General features: G+C 61.3%; 19 protein-coding genes. 14 read left to right on the top strand and 5 right to left on the bottom strand.

The window, feature by feature from the left end:
* Nucleotides 1–35 precede the first annotated feature (35 nt).
* The 7 genes from QTI68_RS01815 (at nucleotide 36) to QTI68_RS01785 (ending at nucleotide 7464) form a co-directional block, all read left to right on the top strand.
* The gene (locus QTI68_RS01815) at nucleotides 36–1196 is read left to right on the top strand and encodes an acyl-CoA dehydrogenase family protein (RefSeq protein ID WP_286519298.1); all 1161 of its coding nucleotides are present in this window, start codon (nucleotides 36–38) and stop codon (nucleotides 1194–1196) included.
* Between the two features lie 36 nt (nucleotides 1197–1232).
* Nucleotides 1233–2129, top strand: coding sequence for a 3-hydroxyisobutyrate dehydrogenase (gene mmsB, locus QTI68_RS01810; RefSeq protein WP_286519296.1), 897 nt, complete (start codon nucleotides 1233–1235; stop codon nucleotides 2127–2129).
* Between the two features lie 133 nt (nucleotides 2130–2262).
* Nucleotides 2263–3045: an enoyl-CoA hydratase gene (locus tag QTI68_RS01805; RefSeq protein ID WP_286519295.1), complete on the top strand. Its 783-nt coding sequence runs from the start codon at nucleotides 2263–2265 to the stop codon at nucleotides 3043–3045.
* A gap of 19 nt (nucleotides 3046–3064) precedes the next feature.
* Nucleotides 3065–4171 (top strand): enoyl-CoA hydratase/isomerase family protein, encoded by a 1107-nt coding sequence (locus tag QTI68_RS01800; RefSeq protein ID WP_286519294.1) that lies wholly within the window; start codon nucleotides 3065–3067, stop codon nucleotides 4169–4171.
* Between the two features lie 15 nt (nucleotides 4172–4186).
* Nucleotides 4187–5764 (top strand): PHA/PHB synthase family protein, encoded by a 1578-nt coding sequence (locus tag QTI68_RS01795; protein WP_286519293.1) that lies wholly within the window; start codon nucleotides 4187–4189, stop codon nucleotides 5762–5764.
* Nucleotides 5765–5774: 10 nt separating this feature from the next.
* Nucleotides 5775–6833: an alpha/beta hydrolase gene (locus QTI68_RS01790; RefSeq protein ID WP_286519292.1), complete on the top strand. Its 1059-nt coding sequence runs from the start codon at nucleotides 5775–5777 to the stop codon at nucleotides 6831–6833.
* 10 nt (nucleotides 6834–6843) lie between these two features.
* A complete protein-coding gene (locus QTI68_RS01785; protein ID WP_286519290.1) occupies nucleotides 6844–7464 on the top strand; it encodes a hypothetical protein in 621 nt (206 codons plus the stop codon).
* Between the two features lie 73 nt (nucleotides 7465–7537).
* Here the strand turns inward: QTI68_RS01785 and glcF are convergent, their stop codons facing one another.
* The 5 genes from glcF to QTI68_RS01760 all read right to left on the bottom strand — a co-directional run bounded on the left by glcF (nucleotide 7538) and on the right by QTI68_RS01760 (nucleotide 14584).
* A complete protein-coding gene (glcF, locus tag QTI68_RS01780; protein ID WP_286519288.1) occupies nucleotides 7538–8623 on the bottom strand; it encodes a glycolate oxidase subunit GlcF in 1086 nt (361 codons plus the stop codon).
* Between the two features lie 354 nt (nucleotides 8624–8977).
* A complete protein-coding gene (locus QTI68_RS01775; protein WP_286519287.1) occupies nucleotides 8978–10681 on the bottom strand; it encodes a tannase/feruloyl esterase family alpha/beta hydrolase in 1704 nt (567 codons plus the stop codon).
* A gap of 205 nt (nucleotides 10682–10886) precedes the next feature.
* Nucleotides 10887–11690, bottom strand: a complete 804-nt coding sequence (locus QTI68_RS01770; protein ID WP_286519284.1) for an SDR family NAD(P)-dependent oxidoreductase — start codon at nucleotides 11688–11690, stop codon at nucleotides 10887–10889.
* A gap of 3 nt (nucleotides 11691–11693) precedes the next feature.
* Nucleotides 11694–13559, bottom strand: coding sequence for a TRAP transporter large permease (locus tag QTI68_RS01765; RefSeq protein WP_503011615.1), 1866 nt, complete (start codon nucleotides 13557–13559; stop codon nucleotides 11694–11696).
* An 11-nt stretch (nucleotides 13560–13570) separates the two neighbouring features.
* Complete coding sequence (locus tag QTI68_RS01760) at nucleotides 13571–14584, bottom strand: TRAP transporter substrate-binding protein (RefSeq protein WP_286519282.1); 1014 nt, start codon at nucleotides 14582–14584, stop codon at nucleotides 13571–13573.
* A gap of 197 nt (nucleotides 14585–14781) precedes the next feature.
* Here QTI68_RS01760 and QTI68_RS01755 point away from each other — a divergent pair, with 197 nt between their 5' ends.
* The 7 genes from QTI68_RS01755 to QTI68_RS01725 all read left to right on the top strand — a co-directional run bounded on the left by QTI68_RS01755 (nucleotide 14782) and on the right by QTI68_RS01725 (nucleotide 21625).
* A complete protein-coding gene (locus QTI68_RS01755) occupies nucleotides 14782–15681 on the top strand; it encodes an IclR family transcriptional regulator (protein ID WP_286519281.1) in 900 nt (299 codons plus the stop codon).
* Entirely contained in the window at nucleotides 15674–16843 is a 1170-nt protein-coding gene (locus tag QTI68_RS01750; RefSeq protein ID WP_286519280.1) for an acetyl-CoA acetyltransferase, read from the top strand. The genes QTI68_RS01755 and QTI68_RS01750 overlap by 8 nt, the downstream gene beginning before the upstream one ends.
* A complete protein-coding gene (locus QTI68_RS01745; protein WP_286519278.1) occupies nucleotides 16840–18483 on the top strand; it encodes an acyl-CoA synthetase in 1644 nt (547 codons plus the stop codon). The genes QTI68_RS01750 and QTI68_RS01745 overlap by 4 nt, the downstream gene beginning before the upstream one ends.
* Nucleotides 18470–19351 (top strand): PPC domain-containing DNA-binding protein, encoded by an 882-nt coding sequence (locus QTI68_RS01740; protein WP_286519276.1) that lies wholly within the window; start codon nucleotides 18470–18472, stop codon nucleotides 19349–19351. The genes QTI68_RS01745 and QTI68_RS01740 overlap by 14 nt, the downstream gene beginning before the upstream one ends.
* On the top strand, nucleotides 19348–20112 hold the full coding sequence (locus tag QTI68_RS01735) for an SDR family NAD(P)-dependent oxidoreductase (RefSeq protein WP_286519275.1): 765 nt from the start codon (nucleotides 19348–19350) through the stop codon (nucleotides 20110–20112). The genes QTI68_RS01740 and QTI68_RS01735 overlap by 4 nt, the downstream gene beginning before the upstream one ends.
* A gap of 32 nt (nucleotides 20113–20144) precedes the next feature.
* Nucleotides 20145–20669: a gamma carbonic anhydrase family protein gene (locus QTI68_RS01730; protein WP_286519274.1), complete on the top strand. Its 525-nt coding sequence runs from the start codon at nucleotides 20145–20147 to the stop codon at nucleotides 20667–20669.
* 206 nt (nucleotides 20670–20875) lie between these two features.
* Nucleotides 20876–21625: an electron transfer flavoprotein subunit beta/FixA family protein gene (locus QTI68_RS01725; protein ID WP_286519273.1), complete on the top strand. Its 750-nt coding sequence runs from the start codon at nucleotides 20876–20878 to the stop codon at nucleotides 21623–21625.
* Nucleotide 21626 lies beyond the last annotated feature (1 nt).

The raw sequence follows: 21626 nt of genomic DNA, 5'->3' as shown, positions 1-21626 counted from the left end.
TCTCTTCTGCAGAGAGGGAGCACTGGACCATCTCCATGAACTTCGAACTCACTGAAGAGCAGCGCGCTTTCGCCGACACGGCCCGCGAGTTTGCGTTGAGCGAATTCGCCCCGAACGCCGGGCGTTGGGACGCTGAGTCTCACTTCCCTCGCGATGCGATCGCCAAAGCGGGCGAACTCGGCTTCTGCGGACTCTATGCGCCTGAGAGCATCGAGGGCCTCGCGCTGCCGCGCCTTGACGCCACGCTGGTGTTCGAGGAGATGGCTGCCGTCGATCCATCCACCACCGCCTTCATCACAATCCACAACATGGCGACCTGGATGCTCGGTAACTGGGGCAGTCCGGCGGTACGTGAACAGTGGGGTGCAGATCTCACCAGCGGCCGCAAGCTCGCGTCCTATTGCCTCACGGAATCCGGCGCAGGGTCGGATGCCAGTTCGCTCAAGACGCGAGCAGAGCGCGTCGGCAACGAATACGTCATCAACGGCGGCAAGGCCTTCATCTCTGGCGCCGGTTCAACCGACGTGCTCGTTCTGATGGCGCGAACCGGTGCGGCTGGAGCTGGCGGTATCTCTGCGTTTGCTGTGCCTGCGAATGCCCAGGGCATCACCTACGGCAAGAAGGAACACAAGATGGGCTGGAACAGCCAGCCCACGCGCACCATCAATTTCGACAACGTGCGCGTGCCGGCCGAGAACCTGCTTGGCGGCGAAGGCGAAGGCTTCCGCATCGCGATGAAGGGCCTCGACGGCGGGCGCATCAACATTGCGACCTGTTCGGTCGGCGCGGCTCAGGGCGCATTGGACGCGGCCCGCCGCTATCTGCACGAGCGCCAGCAGTTTGGCAAGCCGCTCGCCAGCTTCCAGGCGCTGCAGTTCAAGCTGGCGGACATGGCCACCGAGCTCGTGGCTGCGCGTCAGATGGTGCGCCTCGCCGCGAGTAAGCTCGACGCCGGCCATCCCGATGCAAGCACCTATTGCGCGATGGCCAAGCGCTTCGCCACCGACGCGGGTTTCACGGTGTGCAACGACGCCTTGCAGCTACACGGCGGTTACGGCTACCTCAGCGAGTTCCCGATGGAGCGACTTGTGCGCGATGCACGCGTGCACCAGATCCTCGAAGGCACCAACGAGATCATGCGCGTCATCATCGCGCGCAAGGTCCTCGAGCCTGATCACGCCGGCGACATTAGATGATTTGAAAGTTCCCAGGAAGCGAAAGAGACATATTTCATGAAGATTGCATTCATCGGCTTGGGAAACATGGGTGGGCCCATGGCGCTCAACTTGCACAAAGCCGGATACCAACTCAGCGCGTTCGACTTGTCGGCTGCGGCGTGCGAGGTTCTGCGCAAGGAAGGGGTACCCATCGCGGCCTCGGCGGCGGATACCTTGGCCGATGCCGAAGTGGTCGTGAGCATGCTGCCCGCCAGCCAGCACGTGGAGGCCCTGTACCTGGGCAGTGAAGGCAAGCCCGGCCTCCTCGAGAAGTTGTCGGCCGGCACGCTGGTAATTGACAGCAGCACCATCGCCGCCTCGACTTCACTCAAAGTCGCGAAGGCCGGTGCAAAGCGCGGTGTTGCCGTCATCGACGCGCCCGTTTCCGGAGGCACGGCGGGCGCGACCCTTGGCACGTTGACGTTCATGGTCGGCGGCTCGAAAGCCGATCTCGAACGCGCGCGACCGGTGCTGGAGAAGATGGGCAGCAACATCTTTCACGCGGGTGAAGCGGGCGCCGGCCAGACAGCCAAGATCTGCAACAACATGCTCCTTGGCATCCTGATGATCGGGACTTCCGAGGCGATTGCACTCGGCGTTGCCAACGGCCTCGATCCGAAGGTCCTGTCGGAAATCATGCGTCGCAGTTCAGGCGGGAACTGGGCGCTCGAGAAGTACAACCCGCTTCCCGGCGTCATGGAAAACGTCCCGGCATTCAAGGGCTACGCGGGAGGCTTCGGTACGGACCTCATGTTGAAGGACCTTGGACTGGCGCAGGAGAACGCGGGCGCTGTGCGTGCTTCGACTCCGTTGGGTGGCCTGGCCCGCAGCCTTTATGCATCGCACAGCCTGGCCGGCCATGGTGCGCTCGATTTCTCAAGCGTGATCAAGTTGTTCCAGAACAAAAGTTGATGGGCCCTTCGGGCGATTGAATGCTGACGTGGGGCTGCCGATGCGCACCGCTCCACGGGATTGACTGAGATGACTTTTCGACGCTCGCGGCACGCACGCCGCGCGCGGGCTGTTCCCTTCCCGGAGAGATCGAATGACTGAATACGTTGGGCTAAAACTTGAAAAGCAAGGTCACGTAGCCCTTGTCACGTTGAACAATCCGCCGGCCCACACCTGGACCCAGGACAGCCTGGCGGCGCTCACCAGGCTCGTGGACGACCTGGAGCAGGACCGTGACATCTACAGCCTCGTCATCACGGGTGACGGTGAGAAGTTCTTCTCTGCAGGGGCGGATCTCAAGCTGTTTGCGGACGGGGACAAGGCGATAGCGCGTGCCATGGCGCGTCGATTCGGCGAAGCGTTCGAAGCCTTGGCGAACTTTCGCGGCCTGAGCATCGCGGCCATCAATGGGTTTGCAATGGGCGGTGGCCTCGAATGCGCATTGGCCTGCGACTTGCGCATCTGCGAGGAGCACGCGCAGATGGCCCTGCCCGAAGCGACGGTCGGCCTCTTGCCCTGTGCCGGAGGCTCGCAGTGGCTGGCATGGCAGGTGGGCGAGAGCTGGGCCAAGCGCATGGTTCTGTGCGGGGAGCGGGTCGATGCTGCCACTGCGCTACGGATCGGCCTTGTCGAAGAAGTACCGCCTCGCGGAAAGGCACTTGAACGTGCGTTGGCGCTCGCGAAATCGGTTGAGCGCCAAAGCCCGACGAGCATCGCGGCCTGCAAGAAGCTGATCCATGGCGCGCGGACGCAGTCGCCTACTATCACCCTGGCGGCCGAGCGAGAAGCGTTCGTTGACCTCTTTGACACGCAAGACCAGCGCGAAGGCGTCAGCGCCTTCTTGGCCAAGCGGCAACCCGTATGGCGTAACGCCTGAGCACGAAAGACTAGGAAAAATGCAGGACTTTGTCCTCTTCGACGAGATAGTCACTGCACGCGGGCGGCGGTTTGGCCACGCCACGCTCAACTCGCTGGCTACGCTCAATGCGTTGTCGCTCGGCATGATCGACCGGCTTGGGCCGATGCTTTCAAAGTGGGCCGAAGACCCGGCGATCGTCGGCGTAGTGCTCGACTCCGTGGGTGACAAGGCCTTCTGCGCGGGCGGCGACCTGCAACTGCTGTACGCGTCGATGTGCGAAACGCCCCCGGGACAGATTCCACAGCAAGCAGCTCGGTTCTTCGAGCGCGAGTACCGGCTGGACTACCAGATCCATACATATCCCAAGCCGATCCTTTGCTGGGGTCATGGCATCGTGATGGGCGGAGGTATCGGCCTGTTGGCTGGAGCCTCCCACCGTGTCGCCACACCGCAGACGCGGTTGGCAATGCCGGAAATCTCCCTCGGCCTCTATCCGGATGTGGGTGGAAGCTGGTTTCTTCGCCGTTCGCCCGGGAAGAGCGGCTTGTTCCTGGCGTTGACCGGTGCATCGATCAACGCGGCCGACGCCCGCTTCGTGGGCCTCGTAGATTTTGTCGTCGCGCATGACCAAAAGGCTCAGGTGCTGGCTGCCGTTGGCGAGGCGGAATGGTTCGAAAACGCCGATGCGAATTCGGCACAGCTCAGCCACATCCTGATGGGGCACTCGGTGCGTGGGGAACTGCCCGAGTCGCAGTTCAGAAAACACTACGAACTGATCGACGCGACCATCGGCCACGACAGCCTGGCGGACATTGCACAGCGACTCGAGGCACTGACGCGGCATGAGGATCCCTGGCTGTCCAGCGCCGCGAAGACTTTCGTAAAGGGCTCTCCGACCTCGGCGGCTTTGTCCTTTGCACTCTGGCGGCGAGTGCTGCACCTGTCCATGGCTGACGTTCTGCGCCTCGAATATCACGTATCCGTGGCCTGCGCCCGGTTTGGTGATTTTGCCGAAGGTATCCGCGCCTTGATCATCGACAAGGACCGTGCCCCCCGATGGCGGCCGGCTTCGCTAGCGGAAATTGGCGAAGACTACATCCAGTCCTTCATTCAGCCGCCACATCCGTTGGCCGATCTACTTTAACTGGACCCGAACAAAATGACCCCCGAGACACTGCAACGCCTGTTCGACAACTGGACCAGAACGTGGCTGCCGCCGCATGCGTCGGACGATGCGCCCACGAGCGCGCTGGCCGACGATCCGCGTTTCAAGGACCCGGCGTGGGCCTCCACGGCATACGGGCAATTCCTGATGAAGTGGTACGAAGCGGCGGGGCAGACTGCGCAGCGTGTCGGCGACCTGGGAACCAGCCTGCCACCGCATCAAAAGAACGTGTGGAATTTTTACGTTCAGTACGCAGTGGATGCGCTGTCACCATCGAACTACTTCCTGACCAACCCGCAGGCGTTGCAGAAGGCGGCCGACACCCGGGGCCAAAGCGTTCTGACAGGTGTGACGCGGATGCTCGACGACCTGCAGAAGAACGCGCTGCCGGCTTCCAACGACATGCAGGCCTTCACGGTCGGCGTGAACCTGGCCACGACCGCCGGCTCGGTCGTTTTTCAGAATGAGATATTCCAGCTCATTCAATACCAGCCGCTAGCCCCAAAGGTCGCCGCGGTACCAATCCTGATCGTGCCTCCATGCGTGAACAAGTTCTATGCCTTCGACTTGAACGAACAGAAGTCCTTCGTCAAGTACTTGCTCGAGCAAGGGCACAACGTGTTCATGATGTCCTGGCGCAACCCTCATCCCGGGGAGACGAGCCATGGTTGGGAAGACTATGTGTTCGACGGTGTGCACAAGGCCGTCGAGATGACCTGCGAGATCGCAGGTTCGCCCAGTACGAACCTGTTGTCCTGGTGCATCGGCGGAGCACTATCGGTCTCGGCGTTGGCGGTGATGAACGCCGCGGAGAAGAAGCGCATTGCGTCGGCCACCTTTCTCACCACCCTGGTCGACTATTCGGATCACGGGGACGTTGGCATCTTCGTTGACGAGCCGCAGGTTGCAGCTTTCGAACCGAAAGTGCGGATGAAGGGCGTGATGCCTGGGCGAGATCTGGCCAAGGCCATGGCGATGCTGCACGCCAAGGACTCGATCTGGCATTTCTACGTCAACAACTACCTGCTGGGCGACAACATCCCGCCGTTCGATGTCCTTTACTGGAATAGCGACACGGCCAACGTTCCAGGCGAGCTCTACCAGTTCTACGTAGAGAACATGTACCTGAAAAATCTGCTGCGCGAACCGAATGCGCTGAGGCTGCGTGGGCGGAAGTCCAACGTGGGCAACATCGACGCCCCGTGCTGCTTCGTCTCTGCCACCGAGGATCACATCGTGCCCTGGCGGACCACTCTTCTAGCGCTGGATCTGGTGTCCGGTCCCGCGGAGTTCTTGTTGACGGAGGGTGGACATGTGTCCGGAACCGCTATCAACCATCCGGCCAAGTCAAGAAAGAGCTACTGGTTCAATGGCCCGAAGACGACGGACGCGGATAAATGGAAGGAGGGCGCCGAGAAACACCAGGGGAGCTGGTGGCCTGAATGGTGTCGGTGGGTCGCCAAGACCAGCGGCAAGCAGGTTGCGGCACCTAAACAGCTAGGCAGTCGGGAGTGTCCGCCTCTCGAGGCTGCGCCAGGTTCATACGTGCTGGAACAGGTACCTCAAGGTTGAACGGATAACGATGCTCTTCGACGCCGACGCCGACGCCGACGCCGCCTCACAGCGCACTTTGCCCGAAATTTCGGTCAGCGACTTCCAGGTACCCGGTAACGATCCGGGCGTCTCGATTTTCGTTCGCAACAAACGCCTCGCGCGAGGTCGGGCGATTGACGATCGGAAGGTTGTCATCTTCGTGCACGGCGCAACTTACGCTGGCAGCGTTGCTTTCGATCAGGCGATGTTCGGCGGCGGCTCATGGTTAGACTACATGGCCGTGCACGGATTCGATGCTTACCTGTTCGATGTGCGAGGCTACGGCCGTTCTTCTCGGCCGACTGGATTCAGCGATAACGCCTTGCATGGTCTGCCATATGCGCGGACACCAGATGCAGTTGCTGACCTGACAGCCGTGGTCGACTTTGTTCGACAGCGGACGGGGGTGTCCAAGGTCAACCTGATGGGTTGGTCCTGGGGCACTGCTATCGCGGGAGGGTTTGCTTCGGGCCACAGTGACCTCGTACGTCACCTCGTGATGGTCGCGCCGTTGTGGACGATTCGAACCTCGCCGGTGATTGCCATGTCGCGGTGGATGATGTCGGCATATCCGACGCCTCTGCGTCGGGCCGCGGATTTCCTAGGGGCCTTTCGCAGTGTTCCGAAGTGCGAGGCTCGAAAGCGATGGTTGCGCGGCCTGGATGCCGACGTGGCCGAGGAAGTGATGCCCAAGGCGGAGTTCGACGCCTGGTGGCGGTCTTTTGTGGAGATTCAGTGCGATCCTCGCTCGACCGAAGGTTCCGTCATGGTTCCGAATGGGGTGATGGCGGACTTGACGGACATCTGGGCGGCGGGAGGGTCGACCTACGCGCCCGAGGGCATCAGCGCACCGACTCTGCTGCTGTTGGGTGAGTGGGACGTCGATACGCCTCCCTACATGGCTCAGGAAGTTTTCTCGCGACTACGGAGCGCTTCGTACAAGCGGCTGGAGATTCTTGCGCGCGGTACCCATTCCATGGCACTGGAGCTCAACCGCGTCGATCTCTATCGAAGAGCGCGTGACTTCCTCGAGACGCGCTTTATCTGAACTCACGGGGATGACCAACATGTCGCGTGCCTTCTTCGATTGTTCAAGAGACGGCGTACGCGCGGAGGACGCCGAGAAGGACTTCTCCGTCCTTGCTGCTTTCGCATCTTGGGCGATTGATTCCAATCGGCTCGCGCTTGCTTTGGACTGCGAGCGGTTCGGGCGACTTTCCCCACATGGCCGTACAGGGAAGCGTTTGGAGCAGGAAGAGCGCGTCCGTCCCCGCCAAAGCGTGCTTTGTCTCGCTGAGTCGGAGGAAGACCGGTTCATGCAACTTGCCGCCGTGTTGGCAGTGGGCGGCAGGGCGATCTGGCCCGTAGAGGACGGCATGGCGGAGTTGCTCGCAGGGTTGCCCGGGTCTGTGCGCGAGTGGGTTGCCCTGGCTGATGTTTCGGCAACCACCATACTGGACTTCGACGTTGCGCTCTGTCACGGCGATGAAGATGCGTTCCAAGGGGTGTTGCGCGGGATTTCGGAACGTGACGGTCCAATCGTGGTTGTTTTGGTCTTGCCGCCAGGATCAGTGGAAATCCCGTTGAACGCCTTGGTGGTCGGCCTGTCGGGCGAGAACCCTGCCGAAGCGACGTCTGCTGAGTCCAGGCGACTGCAACTCCTTCGCTGCCGCCCCTGACATAGTTCGGATGAAGGTGCTTTTGACAGAAGTATCGTGCGCTTTCGATTGATCTCATCAGACAGGCGGCGCCTCACGCTGCCAATGCCTCGTCAAGCAGGTCGACCCAATGCCGCACCGGCGTCTCGCTGCCGCTTTGCAGATGGGTGATGCAGCCGATGTTGGCCGACACAATCGTTGTCGGCCTGAACTGGTTCAGATGGCCCAGCTTGCGGTCACGCAGCGGATAGGCCAGCTCGGGTTGCAGGACCGGATAGGTCCCGGCCGAACCGTAGCACAGGTGCGATTCATTGAGCGTCACCTGCTCGTCAAAGCCCAGTGCGCGAAGGTTCCTCAAGACGCCGCCGCGCAGCTTCTGCCCGTGCTGCAATGTACAGGGCGGGTGGTAGGCGATGACGCCGCGCGACGCGCGGACGCGGCCCTTCAGCGGTACCAACTCGGGCAGCAATTCGCTCAAGTCCCGGGTGAACGCGCTGATGCGCTCCGCCTTCTCGAGGTAGGCCGCGTCGCCCTTGAGCATGTGGCCGTATTCGCGCACCGTCACGCCGCAGCCCGAGGCGTTCATCACGATCGCCTCGACCTCCTCACGTTCGACCAGCGGCCACCAGGCGTCGATGTTGGCGCGCATCTGCGCCTTGCCGTCTTCGTGATCGTTGAGGTGGCACTTCACCGCGCCGCAGCAGCCCGCGCCGGGTGCGATGACCGTCTCGATGCCGGCCGCGTCGAGCACGCGTGCCGTGGCGCTGTTGACGTGGGGCGCCATCGCGGGCTGCACGCAGCCGGCGAGCATCAAGCATCTTGCGCGTGTGGGTGCGCGTGGGCCATTCCCCGGCCTTCCGTGGCACGGGCACCTTGGCCTTGAGCGTCTCGGGAAGCAAGCCGCGCATCGACTGCGGTTGAACTTGGCGAGCGAGAGCGTCACGCCCATCGCATTGGGCATTGCGCCAGAGAGGCCGGTGCCAGCGCCGCGCGCCACGACGGGTACGCCGAGCGCCAGACACGCCTTGAGCACGGCAGCGACCTGCGCTTCAGTTTCGGGCAAGGCAACCACCAGCGGGCGCTGGCGGTAGGCGGTGAGGCCGTCGCATTCATAGGGGACCGTGTCCTCGTCGTGCCAGATCAGCGCGCCTGAGGGCATACAGATGCGCAGTGCGAACACGACTTCCGATTGACGCGCAGTCTTCCGGAGGAGAAGACGCTCGGCACGACGCCAGTGTTTTCATTACGTCGAGCCTCACGTTGAACGGCCGGAAACCGCCCGTGGCCATTCACCAGAAAAAAACCAAGGGTTTTCACCTAAGGGTATATACTAACATCCAACCCAGGCACCTTCGCTTGGAAGTAGTGGGAGCAAAATGCTTTTATCTCTTTTCTCCGTTTGCTTTGTTCCTGGCGTGGCTGCGCTCGCGTTTGCTCTCAGCGCTTCGCGCTGATCCACTCCCTGACCTTCGCGGTAGCAAGGGTCGAGGATTCGCGCTGGCACCAACCCCGTCAGGGGTGGGCGCCTTGAAGATCAATTGAGGAGGTATCTCTCGGCAGGTGCCGGGACATTGCCACGTGGTGCGTCCTTGCACACGAAGCTACTTGCCTTCGTCGAATCGCCGCCCTGATACGCGGGTAGTTTGGGATACACGCAGAGTGGCCTTTGCGTTTTGATCTGCCCGCTGGCTGTATATGAGGTCCCGATGATTTCTTCTGGGGCCTTCTGCTTCTCCACCCAATCCACCATCTGGAGCAGGATGTCTCCCTTTGGGTCCGAGGGGACATAGGCTGAATACGGTTGCCCAAACTCGGTGCCCCCGTCGCCGCCGTCCAAGCCACTGCAGTGGCCCATACCCGGCACGAGGTAATAGCGGAAGTGACTCTGCGTTGCAGCAATGTCCCCCCCTTCTGCATTGACTACACGTTCATAGTAGTTTACTGCTCCGGTGTAAACCACGGCGGGATCTTGGGCTCCGGTGTACATGATCATCTTTCCCCCATTGGCCTTGAACGCGCTGAGATCGGGATTGTTCGCATTGAGAATGGATGCGAGTTGAGCGTCAACCGTGTCGACGTCACGATCGAAGTCGAAGGTGTTGTAGTCCCAGTCTTTGCCAAAGAGCCAGTAAAACGGGTAGAACTGTTGCGCTGGCCACCAAGAAGCTACTTGGTCGGCCGGACCATACGCGACAGCCTCGGACCCAAACGGCACGCCGCCATAGATCCTCTCACCTGTCCTCGGATTGGTGGGGCCCGCGTACCACTTCTTCAACGCATCCACTTGCGGCTGCGTGACGCAATCATCTCCGTCGCCTGAGGTACAACGCGGCAACGTCTCGGGATCGAAGTTGCACTGCCGAGGATCGGTCAGGAACGTATCAGTGGGGCTGCCGCCGTCCTTGCCGACGCACGTCGCCAATGATTTGCTCATCACCATTTTGACCTTCCCTGGAGTCAGCGCAGCTCCTGGTGCCTTGAATGCCTTGTAGTTCCAGATGAACGACATGTTCAGATGAGTGCGATCGTTCCCCGGCGCTCCAGCGATGATTCCGTCATAGTCCTTGGGGTATCTCTGTGCGTTTATCAACGCTTGTTGCCCACCGGTTGAGCAGCCTTGGAAGTATGAGTATTTCGGAGCAGTCTTGTAAAACGCGTTGACCATCGACTTTCCTGCCACGGTCATCTCGCGAGTTGCACGATTGCCAAAATCGATCCACCGCTGGGGATGGCCCTCTCTTGTGGTGATGTCGGGTGCTGTGCCCAAGTCGGTGTTTGCCACCGCGAACCCTCGGATCAGCCCTTCCCTCAAACCGGTGTAGTAAGTGATGGACCCGGCTGGACCACCATTGCCTGTCCCTAGGAATCGGCCATTCCAATTATCCTTTGGCAGCCACACTTCTACGCCGACGTTCGAGTCAGGGCTGGTTTTAATCGTCGCGGTAACGCGGCAGAATGCCGGCAGACCGGTCAAGGGGGACGGTTCGCCCGGCGCTAAGTTGGGCGGTGTGTAGTCGCCTGCTCCGATTGATTGGGCGCCGGTAACGGTCCCGCCGTTGAGCGTCACTCCCGTCATAGATGCGCAAGGATCTTGTGCCTGTGCCGATGGTGTGGTGGCGATTGGAAATGACCCATAGGAACCGCCGCTCCCACCTCCACAGGCGGTGAGGGTGGTCGCGACAGCTATGCCAACAATGCTTCCCCCGAAGGTGAGGCTGCTTCGATCGATGTATCTCATTGCTTCGTCTCCTGAAAAAAAGGGCCGGCATGGGCCCGGTCAAAGGACCATTGGGCGTCGCATTCCACTGGTCCGAATAGGCCGCAGCCGGGACCAGCGCCAAGCAGCGCTATTGACTGATGGGGACTGAGTACCGCGTGACCTGAGTCAACGCGTCAGCCCAGAATTGGCGAGCGCATGCAAAGAGTTTGCGCGGCCAGCTACCTCAGATCAGGCCAGGCAGTCCACATGAATGGCCACCGTCTACGGGCAGACAGACGCCGGTGATGAAGCGCGCTTCGTCCGATGCCAAGAAGACTGCGGCATTGGCAATATCCCACGGAGATCCGCATCTCTTCATAGGAACTGCGTTGCTCCTTGCGAGCTTCATTTCTTCAACCGTCTTGTACTGGCCAACAATCTGTTTGTAGACCAGCGGCGTGTCGATGACACCGGGCATGATCACGTTGGCTCGAATGCCCTTGTCGGCGTACTGCAAGGCGATTGCGACTGTCGCATGGTTCACAGCAGCTTTGGAAGCGTAGTAGCCAAAGTACGAGTACCCGCTCCACCGAATCGCCGACAAGGACGAGATGTTCACGATCGAACCACTTCCCTGTGCGAGGAAGTGCGGCAGGACGGCGCGCACAGTGCGATGCAGTGAGCCGACGTTCAGGTCCATGCTCCGCTGCAGACTGGCATCGTCGGTTTCGAGGGGTCCGCCTGGGATCACCACTCCGACGTTGTTGTGAAGGATGTCGATCCTGCCGAACTTTTCCATGGCGGTTTGGACAGCCAGATTCACCGATTCGGTATTGGTGACATCCGCAGTCAAGGCAAGCGCCTGACCGCCCTCGCTCTGGATGACCTTCGCCGCATCCTCGGCCGCTTCTGTGACGCGATCGATCGCCACGACGATCGCACCTTCCCGAGCGTAGGCAACGGCCGCCGCCTTTCCGTTGCTCCATTCCCCAGGGGGGCCGCCCGCGCCAAAGACGACGGCAACTTTGCCGCTCAAACGATCAGTCATGATTTAGTTCTTCAAGAAGCCAATTGAGAGCCACGGGAACGCGGCGACAAGAACAAGGCCCAGAAACAGAGCGGCCATGTAGCCCCAGATCGGACGAATCCCTTTTTCAGGGTCGACGTTGCCGATGGCGCATGCGGAGTAGTAGCCCACGCCGAACGGAGGCGCGAATAGCCCGAGTCCCATGCTCAGGACCACGACCATCGCGTAGTGAACCTCATGCACCCCCAACGCACGCGCAATCGGGAACAGCAGGGGCCCAAACAGGACGATTGCGGGGATTCCTTCGAGAACGCTACCCAGGATGATGAAGGACACGATCGAGACGATGAGGAACGTGGTCCGTCCGCCCGGAAGCGCCTTCATGAACTCGGCCAGATCTCGCGAGAAACCGGACTGCGTAAGCGCCCAGGCCATTGCCGAGGCAGCGCCGATGATGAGCAGAATTGCACCCGAAAGGATGACGGTCTCTACGAGCATTGGACCGAGCCGGCGCCAGTCAAACTGGCGATAGAGCACGATGCCGATGATGATCGAGTAGAGGATCCCGATGGTCGACACCTCGGTGGCTGTCGCGACGCCTTCGACAACCGCGGCGCGGATCACGAAGGGTAGCGCGATGGCCGGCGCAGCGATAAGGAAGAGCTTGAACGCCTGCTTCTTCGACACGCGCTGCACGCCCGAAAGATCTTCCTTGCGGTAGCGGTATCCGACAACGAAACACAGGAAGATCCCAAGCACCAGGGCAGGAACGAGGCCGCCTGTGAATAGCGCTGCGATCGAAACGCTCGCGACCGACCCGACCGTGATGAGCACAATCGAAGGGGGCACCGTTTCCGTTTGAGCACCAGTCGCCGAGAGCAGGGCAACCAGTTCGCCCGGCTTGGCACCGCGCTTGATCATTTCGGGGAACAGGGCTGGCGCGATTGCAGCCATGTCCGCCGCCTTCGAACCTGAGATACCGGAGACGAGGTACATCGCGCCAACCAGCACGTATGACAGGCCACCACGGATGTGCCCGAGCAAGCCCGCGAGGCTCTGGATCATCGCTTTCGCCATGCCGGTCATTTCGAGCAGCTGCCCCAGGAAGATGAACGTTGGAACTGCGAGCAGCATGAGGTGTGACATCCCCTCGTCCATGCGCCCGACGAGCGTCAGCATGGGGACCCGCGTTGTCAGCGCGAGAAATCCGAACGTGGCAAGAGCGAAGGCGAAGGCAATGGGAACGCCCGCGAACACACAGATCGACACTACGCCCAAGAAGAAGATCACCAGGTTGATGTAGCCAGCGCCCTTCAGGTTCGAGCCGAACAGCCAGAACCCGAGCACCGCGATGCCGACCAATGCGATCGCCGCGACGGCCTGCTTGTCCTTCACGGTATCGATCAACCGGAAGAGACTGAAACAGATCATCAAGGCGACGCCTACCGGGACCGCAGACGCCCGCCATGCGTTGGAGATCTCCAGGGCAGAGGTGGTTACGAAGGCTTCTTCGCTGGCGTAGTGGTAGGCCGGTCCGAGAACCAGAAGAAGAAAGGCCAATCCGGTGGTCAGCGAAAGCGACCCGAAGAAGCTGCTCCATTTCTCGCCGAGCATCGTCACCAGCGCGGTCATGCGCATGTGCGATGCCTGTTGCGTCGCAAGTGCGGCGCCCAGCATCGCCAGCCACAGGAAAAAGATCGAGCAGAGCTCGTCCGACCAGGTGATCGGAACGTGGAACACGTAGCGCGCAACGACGCCGGCGAAAAGCAGCCCGATAACCCCCGTGAGAAGCATCGCGCTAATCACGGCGGCTAAGCGGAACAGAGCCCGCTCCGCCACCTGCAACGGCCCACTCGTGACCGGCATGGGCACAGTAGAAATTGCCTTCATGATGGTGACGCTCAGAGCGTTCCGACAGCGGCTTCGAGCTGGGACCAGCCAGCGGCGGGAAATTTCCCTTGCCACTCCTTGTAGAAGCCGGCGGTGCGGAGCTTGTCGCGGAATTCTTCTGGCTTAGGCGTCACGAACTGGAGGCCCTTCTTGCCCAGTTCGTCGCGCAAGCTTGTGTTGAGCTTCACCAAGTCTTCCCGTTCTGCCAACGCACCGGCGTTCAGATGCTTGGACACGATTTCCTGGATGTCCTTGGGCAGCGCATCGAATGCTGCCCGATTCCCCAGCAACCAGAAACCGTCCCACATGTGATTGGTCATGGAGACGTACTTCTGAACCTCGTAGAGCTTGAAGGTCGATACGACCGCCAAGGGATTTTCCTGAGCGTCGACGATCTTGGTCTGCAGCGACGAATACAGCTCGTTGGCATTGATCGTGGTGGGTGCTGCACCCAGCCCCTTGAACAGCGACGTCCACATGGCCGACGGTGGAACGCGGATCTTCAAGCCCTGCAGATCCGCGGGCGCCTTCACCGGGCGCGAGGAACTGGTGATTTGCCGGAAGCCGTTGTCCCAGATCTTCTCGAAGGCAAAGATCGACTTGCTCTTTGCGATCTCACCTCGGATGAAAGCGCCGAGGCCGCCGTCCATGGCCTTCCAGACGGTGTCGTAGTCCTTAAACGCGAAGCCCACGCCGCTGATGGCGGAGTTCGGTACGAATGTGGACAGGATGACGCCCGAAAGCATGAAGAAGTCGACCGCGCCGGAGCGCACCTGGCCCAGCACATCCGATTGCGAGCCGAGCTGGTCGGCAGGGAACACCTGCAGTTCGAAGCGCCCCTTCGTGTCCGTCTTGATCCGTTCGGCGGCCTCGGTGAGCCGGATGTGAAGTGGGTGCGTCGCTGGCGTTGTGTGTGCGATGCGATAGCTGAATTCGGCCGCGTGTGCGCTGCGCAGCACTGCCAGACCCGAAGACGCGACGCATGCCGCGGAAATGCCCTTTACGAACTGTCGGCGATCGATCATGACTGTCTCCTGTTTAGAGGTCCAATATATGGACCCGATAGAAAAAACGTTGTGGAACGAATTAGAACCTCGTACACTTCGGCCGTCAATACTCGGGCTTACGCCTAGAGTGGTGCAGGGAAATAGAGAGGTCCAATATATGGACCATGTGTAAAGTGAAGAGGTCCAATAATTGGACCTTTGCCTGGAGACAAGCCATGAGCGACAACAGTGAACGGGACGAGTCCGAACGCGGAGCAGCTTCGGCAAGCCAAACCCTCGACCGGGCCATCCACCTCGTTCGACTGATCTCCGGGGCTCGAGGAGCCGGGTTGGCCTTGTCCGACCTGGTGCGTTTGACAGCGTTGACCAAGCCGACGACGCGGCGGTTGCTCATCTCCTTGATTGACAACGGCATGGTTGAGCAAGACCTCGAAAGCCGCAGATACCACTTGGGCCCTGAGGCTTACGCGTTTGGCGTGATCGCAGCAGAGCGCTTCGGGATCCACCGGTTGGCGGCGGACAGCCTGGTCAGGCTCGCGACTCTTTCGGGCGACGCTGCACTGCTGAGTGTTCAGCGCGGGACAGAGTGGGTGTGTTTGTCGCGCGAAGAGGGATCCTTTCCTCTGCGCTCGCACGTCCTGCAGCCCGGAGACCGACATCCTCTCGGCGCGGGAGCCGCGGGACTTGCATTGATTGCCGCGTTGAGCGATGAGGAGATAGCCGAGGTCTTGGCCGTGAACGCTGAGCGGTTGGCCGCGAACTACCCGGGCCACCCCCTGGACGCGCTTCGTCAGCAAATTGCCGAGACGAAGCGAAATGGATACGCGCTCAATGCTGGCTACGTCATCACGGGCTCGTGGGGAATCGCGGTGGCGTTGCGCGACGCACGAAGCCATACCCGCGCCGCGCTCACGATCGCCGGCGTCGAAAGCCGATTCACCGGGGGTCGCATCAAAGAGATCGCGGCGCTACTGACAAACGAAAAGACCTTGCTGGAGCAGCTTCTCGGAGGCGCCAGCAAACCATCCGACTCCGAGCCGCAACTCGGGGCGGTCCACCACCAGCGGTCGTCCGGCCGCAATCCTGTTCACCAAGGAGACGATTCCTATGTCTAAGCGCGCTGTTATCGTGGGTTGGGCCCACACCCCATTTGGCAAACTCGACGATCCCGATGTCGAATCCCTCATCGCCCGGGTGTCCGGCGCAGCCCTCGAGCATGCGCAGGTGGACCCGGAGGATGTCGACTCCGTCACCGTCGGTGTTTTCAACAACGGCCTCACCCCGCAAGGCTTCGAAGGGGGCCTCGTTTCCCTCGGTGTTCCTGGCTTGCGGTTCACGCCATCAAGCCATCTCGAGAATGCCTGCGCGACCGGCTCAGCGGCGATCTACAGCGCGATGGACTACATCGAAAGTGGTCGAGGCCGCATCGCACTCGCAATCGGCGCCGAAAAGATGACGGCGGTCCCCTCGCGAATGATCCCCAGCATTCTGCTGAGCGGCTGCTATCGCAAGGAGGAGGAGAGCCCGGAAGGCTTCGCAGGAATCTTCGGACAGATCGCCAGCGCATATTTCGAGCGGTACGGGAATCACAGCGAAGAGATGGCAATGATCGCCGCGAAGAATCACGCAAACGGCGTCAGCAATCCGTTCGCTCACTACCGCAAGGACGTGGGCTTCGACTTCTGCAACAACGTCTCGGACAAGAACCCACTGGTTGCGGGCCCGCTGCGCCGTACCGATTGCTCGCTGGTCTCTGATGGAGCTGCGGCCGTTGTGCTTGCGGACGAAGAGACCGCGGCGGCAATGGCACGAGCGATCCGATTCCGCGCCCGAACGCAAGTGAACGACATGATGCCGCTCTCGCGACGCGATCCGATCGCCTTTGAAGGCGCGCGCCGTGCATGGACCAAGGCACGCGAAATCGCTGGCATCTCGCTTGACGACCTCAGCCTCGTGGAGACGCATGACTGTTTCACGATCGCCGAGATGCTCGAGTACGAAGCCATGGGCCTCGCAGCGCCTGGCGAAGGGTGGAAGGTTGTGCGTGAAGGCATCACGCGCAAGGATGGGCGGCTCCCAGTGAATGCTTCCGGCGGCCTCAAGGCCAAAGGACATCCGCTCGGCGCAACTGGCGTGTCCATGCACGTCATGGCCGCCATGCAGCTGATGGGTGAGGCGGGGGACATGCAGATCCCGGGTGCGAAGCTCGCTGGCGTGTTCAACATGGGTGGCGCTGCGGTGACCAACTATGTGTCGATCCTGGAGCGCACGAAATGACAGCCGCAGCTCCACAAATTCCAGCCGCTACGCACAGGGTGATGAATCTGGGTGCGTGGGTCACGCAGAATGCGCGGCGGCTGCCCGAGCACCTTGCACTTGTCTGGGGCGCTTCGTCATGGACGTGGGCGCAGTTCGACGCTCGAGTTTCCGCACTTGCTGCAGTTCTCATTGAGCGCGGGGTTCGTCCAGGCGACAAGGTGCTGATTCATTCGAAGAACAGCAACGAGATGTTCGAGTCGATGTTCGCGACCTTCCGCGTGGGCGCGGTCTGGGTTCCAACCAACTTTCGGATCACTCCCGATGAGGTCGTGTACATGGCGAGCGTCGCGCAGAGCCGGGTCTTCCTGTGCCAAAGCGATTTTCCCGAGTATGCGGCAGCAGTAGGCGCAGAGTTTCCCGGGACGGACGTGATCTGGCTTGAGGGCGCGCAGGCGCCTCAGGATGAGCGCTTTCCACGAGCCAGCGACCTCATTACTTCGCATCTTGGCCAGACCGTCCCCAACGCCGCGGTTGAAAGGGACAGCCCTTGCTGGTTCCTGTTCACTTCGGGCACGACCGGCAAACCCAAGGCAGCCGTCCTCACCCATGGTCAGCTCGCCTTTGTGGTCAACAACCACTTGGCAGACCTGCTTCCTGGAACGACTTGCGAAGACGGCTCGCTGGTCGTTGCCCCTCTGTCGCACGGCGCGGGAGTGCACCAGCTGAACATGGTCGCGCGCGGGGCCAAGACGGTTCTGCTGCCCTCCGACCGGTTTGACATCGACCAGGCCTATGAACTCATCGAGAAGCACCACCTGACCAACCTGTTCACCGTACCCACCATCCTCAAGATGATGGTTGAGCATCCGAGCGTGGACAAGTGGGACCACTACAGCTTGCGCTACGTCGTCTATGCGGGCGCACCGATGTATGAGGCGGACAAGCAACTCGCGCTGAACAAGCTCGGTCCGGTGCTCGTTCAGTACTACGGCCTCGGGGAAGTGACCGGAAACATCACCGTCTTGCCCCCGCATGAGCATGAAGGCGAGGGGGCCGCGGCCCGTGGCGCTACCTGCGGCTACGAGCGTACCGGCATGGAAATCTCGATTCAGGACGACGGCGGCAACGAATTGCCATACGGCGAAACCGGCGAGGTGTGCGTCGTTGGCCCAGCGGTTTTCGTTGGCTACTACAACAATCCCGAGGCCAACGCCAAGTCGTTCCGGGATGGCTGGTTCCGCACTGGAGACATGGGACACATGGACAAGAACGGCTTCGTGTTCCTCACGGGCCGCTCTTCGGACATGTACATCTCCGGCGGGTCGAACATCTATCCCCGAGAGCTCGAGGAAAAGATCCTCATGCACGACGACATCACCGAAGTCGCAGTGTTGGGCTTGCCGGATGCGCAGTGGGGCGAGATCGGCGTCGCAGTGTGTGTGCGCAAGGACGGCTCGTTGCTGAGCGAGAAGGACCTTCTCGACTGGATGTCCGCCCGCATCGCCCGCTACAAGATGCCCAAGCACGTGTACTTCTGGGAAGCACTTCCGAAATCGGGCTACGGGAAGGTTCCGAAGCGCATGGTGAAGGATGAGCTGGCCCGCCGAGGCGTTGCCGTAGACCTCAAGACAGTGGCGGGTAGCCATGCGACGCATTGAACACCCCGGCCCGGTCAACGCCCAACGCCGACTCACGGTCGACTGCGGGCTGGAATACGCCCGAGTACCACTGGAACCTGGGGCGTCACTGATCGACTCGTTGGCTGCCATGCTCAAGCGCTATGACGCGACCAGTGCAGTGGCCACTCTTCACGGAGGCGGCTTTGACCCGTTCGTCTACTACATGCCTGCGCTTTCGCCGACGCCAGCGCATGCTGTGTACTTCAGCGGCCGCCACGAACCGGAGGGACTTGTACGACTGGAGGCCGCCGGCGTCACGATCGGTCGGCGCGACAACCAGCCTTGGCTGCACTGTCATGGCATCTGGCGCGATGCGGCCGGCAATCGGCTCGGCGGGCATGTCGTTCCCAACGAGGCGCTGATCGCGGAGCCCATCGAGGCGTCGATGTGGTTTCTGAAAGGCGCGGCGTTTGAGGTCACACCGAGTCCGGAGACTTCGTTCTCGCTGTTCGAGCCAAAGGCAAGGGGCGAGGGCGCGGCCGATGGCAAAGGCGCATTCGCGCTCGCGGTCCGGGCCAACGAGGACCTGTGCACGGCCTTGGAAGAGGAGTGCCGCGCTCGCGGTATCACCAGCGCGAACGTCCGTGGTGGAGTCGGAAGCCTGGTTGGAACCAGCTTTGAAGACGGTCGAGTGGTCGAACCTTTCGTCACTGAAGTGTTCATCCGCCAAGGAAAGATCAGTGTGAACGCGGCGAACGAGCTGGAAGCACAGATCGACGTCGCTCTGGTCGATCACCTCGGGGGCTTGAGTGAAGGCCGCCTTCGGCGGGGCGACAACCCTGTCCTGGTCACCTTTGAGCTCGTCATCGAGCCCTCATCCTTTACACCCACCGGAAGCGCCCAATGACGAACAACACTGGAATCACCATTGTCACCGGGGGAGCATCCGGGATCGGTCTGGCCACCGCCGCCTGGCTGCTCGCGCGCAGCCGTTCAGTACTCGTACTGGACCATTCAGAAGCCAACCTCGAAAGTGCGCGGGTTGCTCTCAAGGAGTACACAGCAAGCGCAGCCTTCGCGGCACTTGACGTCACCGATGAAGAGGCGATGATGCAAGTGCTCTCATCCAACATCCCGGCCGGAACTGCCATCTCAGGCTTGGTCAACAGCGCCGGCTTCGGCACCGACATTCCCTTCCTTGAGACGACCTCGAAAACCTTACGCGACATGCTCGAGGTGAACCTGGTCGGCACGTTTGTGATCAGCCGTGAAGTGGCGAAGCGGATGGTTGGCACGGGAGGCGGAAGCATCGTGCACATTTCCTCGGTCTCAGGTCTGATCGGCAACAAGGGGCGCTCGGCTTACGGCGCAACAAAGGCGGCTTTGGTGAATCTCACACAGGTCATGTCCAACGAACTTGCGCGTCACCACATCAGGGTGAACTGCGTGTGCCCTGGGCCGATCGAGACGCCATTGGCTGCTGCAGCCCACGGTGACGCAGGCAAGCTGCTTTGGGAACAGCAAGTTCCAATGAAGCGGTACGGTAGTCCCAAGGAAATCGCCAACACCGTGGGCTTCTTGCTCGACGAAGAATCATCGTCCTACGTGAACGGTCAGATCATCAGCGTGGACGGCGGATTCATCGCCGCGGGTCTCCTGCCCGCCTAGCGCGTTGAAGCATTGCACCCCTAGGAAAAAGCATGCCCATCTATAGCATTGGCGACGAACGCCCGCAGATCGATGAGACCGCATATGTAGCCGACGCGGCCACGGTGATCGGGCGCGTCACGCTTGCCGCTCACAGCAGCGTCTGGTCGAACGCCGTTCTGCGCGCGGACAACGAGCCGATCACCATCGGCGAAGGCAGCAACGTGCAGGAGGGCGCCGTGCTGCATTGCGATCCAGGCTTTCCCCTCGTGATCGGCGAGAACGTCACGATCGGGCATCAAGCCATGGTGCATGGCTGCACGGTGGGCGACGGTTCCTTGATTGGCATCCAGGCCGTGTTGCTCAACGGGGTCGTGATAGGCAAGAACTGTTTGGTAGGGGCCGGTGCGGTGGTCACCGAGAACAAGACCTTTCCGGACAATTCGTTGATCATCGGAGCTCCTGCGAAGGTGACTCGCACGTTGACACCGGAAGCGATTGAGGGGATCGCCGCTGGTGCTCGCGAGTACGCTCAGAAGTCGGCGCGCTTCAAGTCGGTACTCAAACGCGTTGGCTAGTGCCGCTCTAGGCGCGCGGCGTAGTCGTGGGGCGGCGCGACGCTGACCGCTGCAAGCGATCGGATTAGGGCCCAGACCATCATCCAAACTTGCGCGGCACAGCCGCAAAGCGTAGGTGCCGCTCAGTCGTCGTTGAGGTGCGTCGACATGTTGGGCCTACCCGTGCACCCCTGTCCCTTTGGGTGAGATTCTTCCTGAGGATTGCTATGAAGGTCATTGTTCCCGTCAAGCGGGTCGTCGACTACAACGTCAAGGTGCGCGTGAAGAGCGACGGCACCGGTGTCGACATTGCCAACGTCAAGATGAGCATGAACCCCTTCGACGAGATCGCCGTCGAAGAAGCCGTGCGCCTGAAGGAGAAGGGCGCCGCCACCGAGATCATCGCGGTCTCGTGCGGCGACGCGAAGTGCCAGGAGACCCTGCGCACCGCGATGGCCATCGGCGCCGACCGCGGCATCCTGGTCGAGACCACGGAAGAGCTGCAGCCGCTGGCCGTGGCCAAGCTGCTCAAGGCGCTGGTCGACAAGGAGCAGCCCGGCCTGATCATCCTGGGCAAGCAGGCGATCGACGACGACGCCAACCAGACCGGCCAGATGCTGGCTGCGCTGGCGGATCTGCCGCAGGCCACCTTCGCCAGCAAGGTCGAAGTCGCCGGCGACAAGGTCAACGTGACGCGTGAAGTGGATGGCGGCCTGGAGACCATCTCCCTGTCACTGCCGGCCGTCATCACGACCGACCTGCGCCTGAACGAGCCGCGCTACGTGACCTTGCCCAACATCATGAAGGCGAAGAAGAAGCAGCTGGACATCGTGAAGCTCGAGGACCTCGGCGTGGACGTCAAGCCGCGACTGAAGACCTTGAAGGTCTCTGAGCCGCCGAAGCGCGGCGCCGGCATCAAGGTGCCGGATGTCGCCACGCTGGTGGACAAGCTGAAGAACGAAGCCAAGGTGATCTGAT

It is taken from the genome of Variovorax sp. J31P207 (genome assembly GCF_030316965.1).
In the GTDB taxonomy this organism is placed as follows: domain Bacteria; phylum Pseudomonadota; class Gammaproteobacteria; order Burkholderiales; family Burkholderiaceae_C; genus Variovorax; species Variovorax ginsengisoli_B.
The sequence above is the reverse complement of the archived record's forward strand: the minus strand, read 5'-3'. Positions and strand labels throughout refer to the sequence as shown.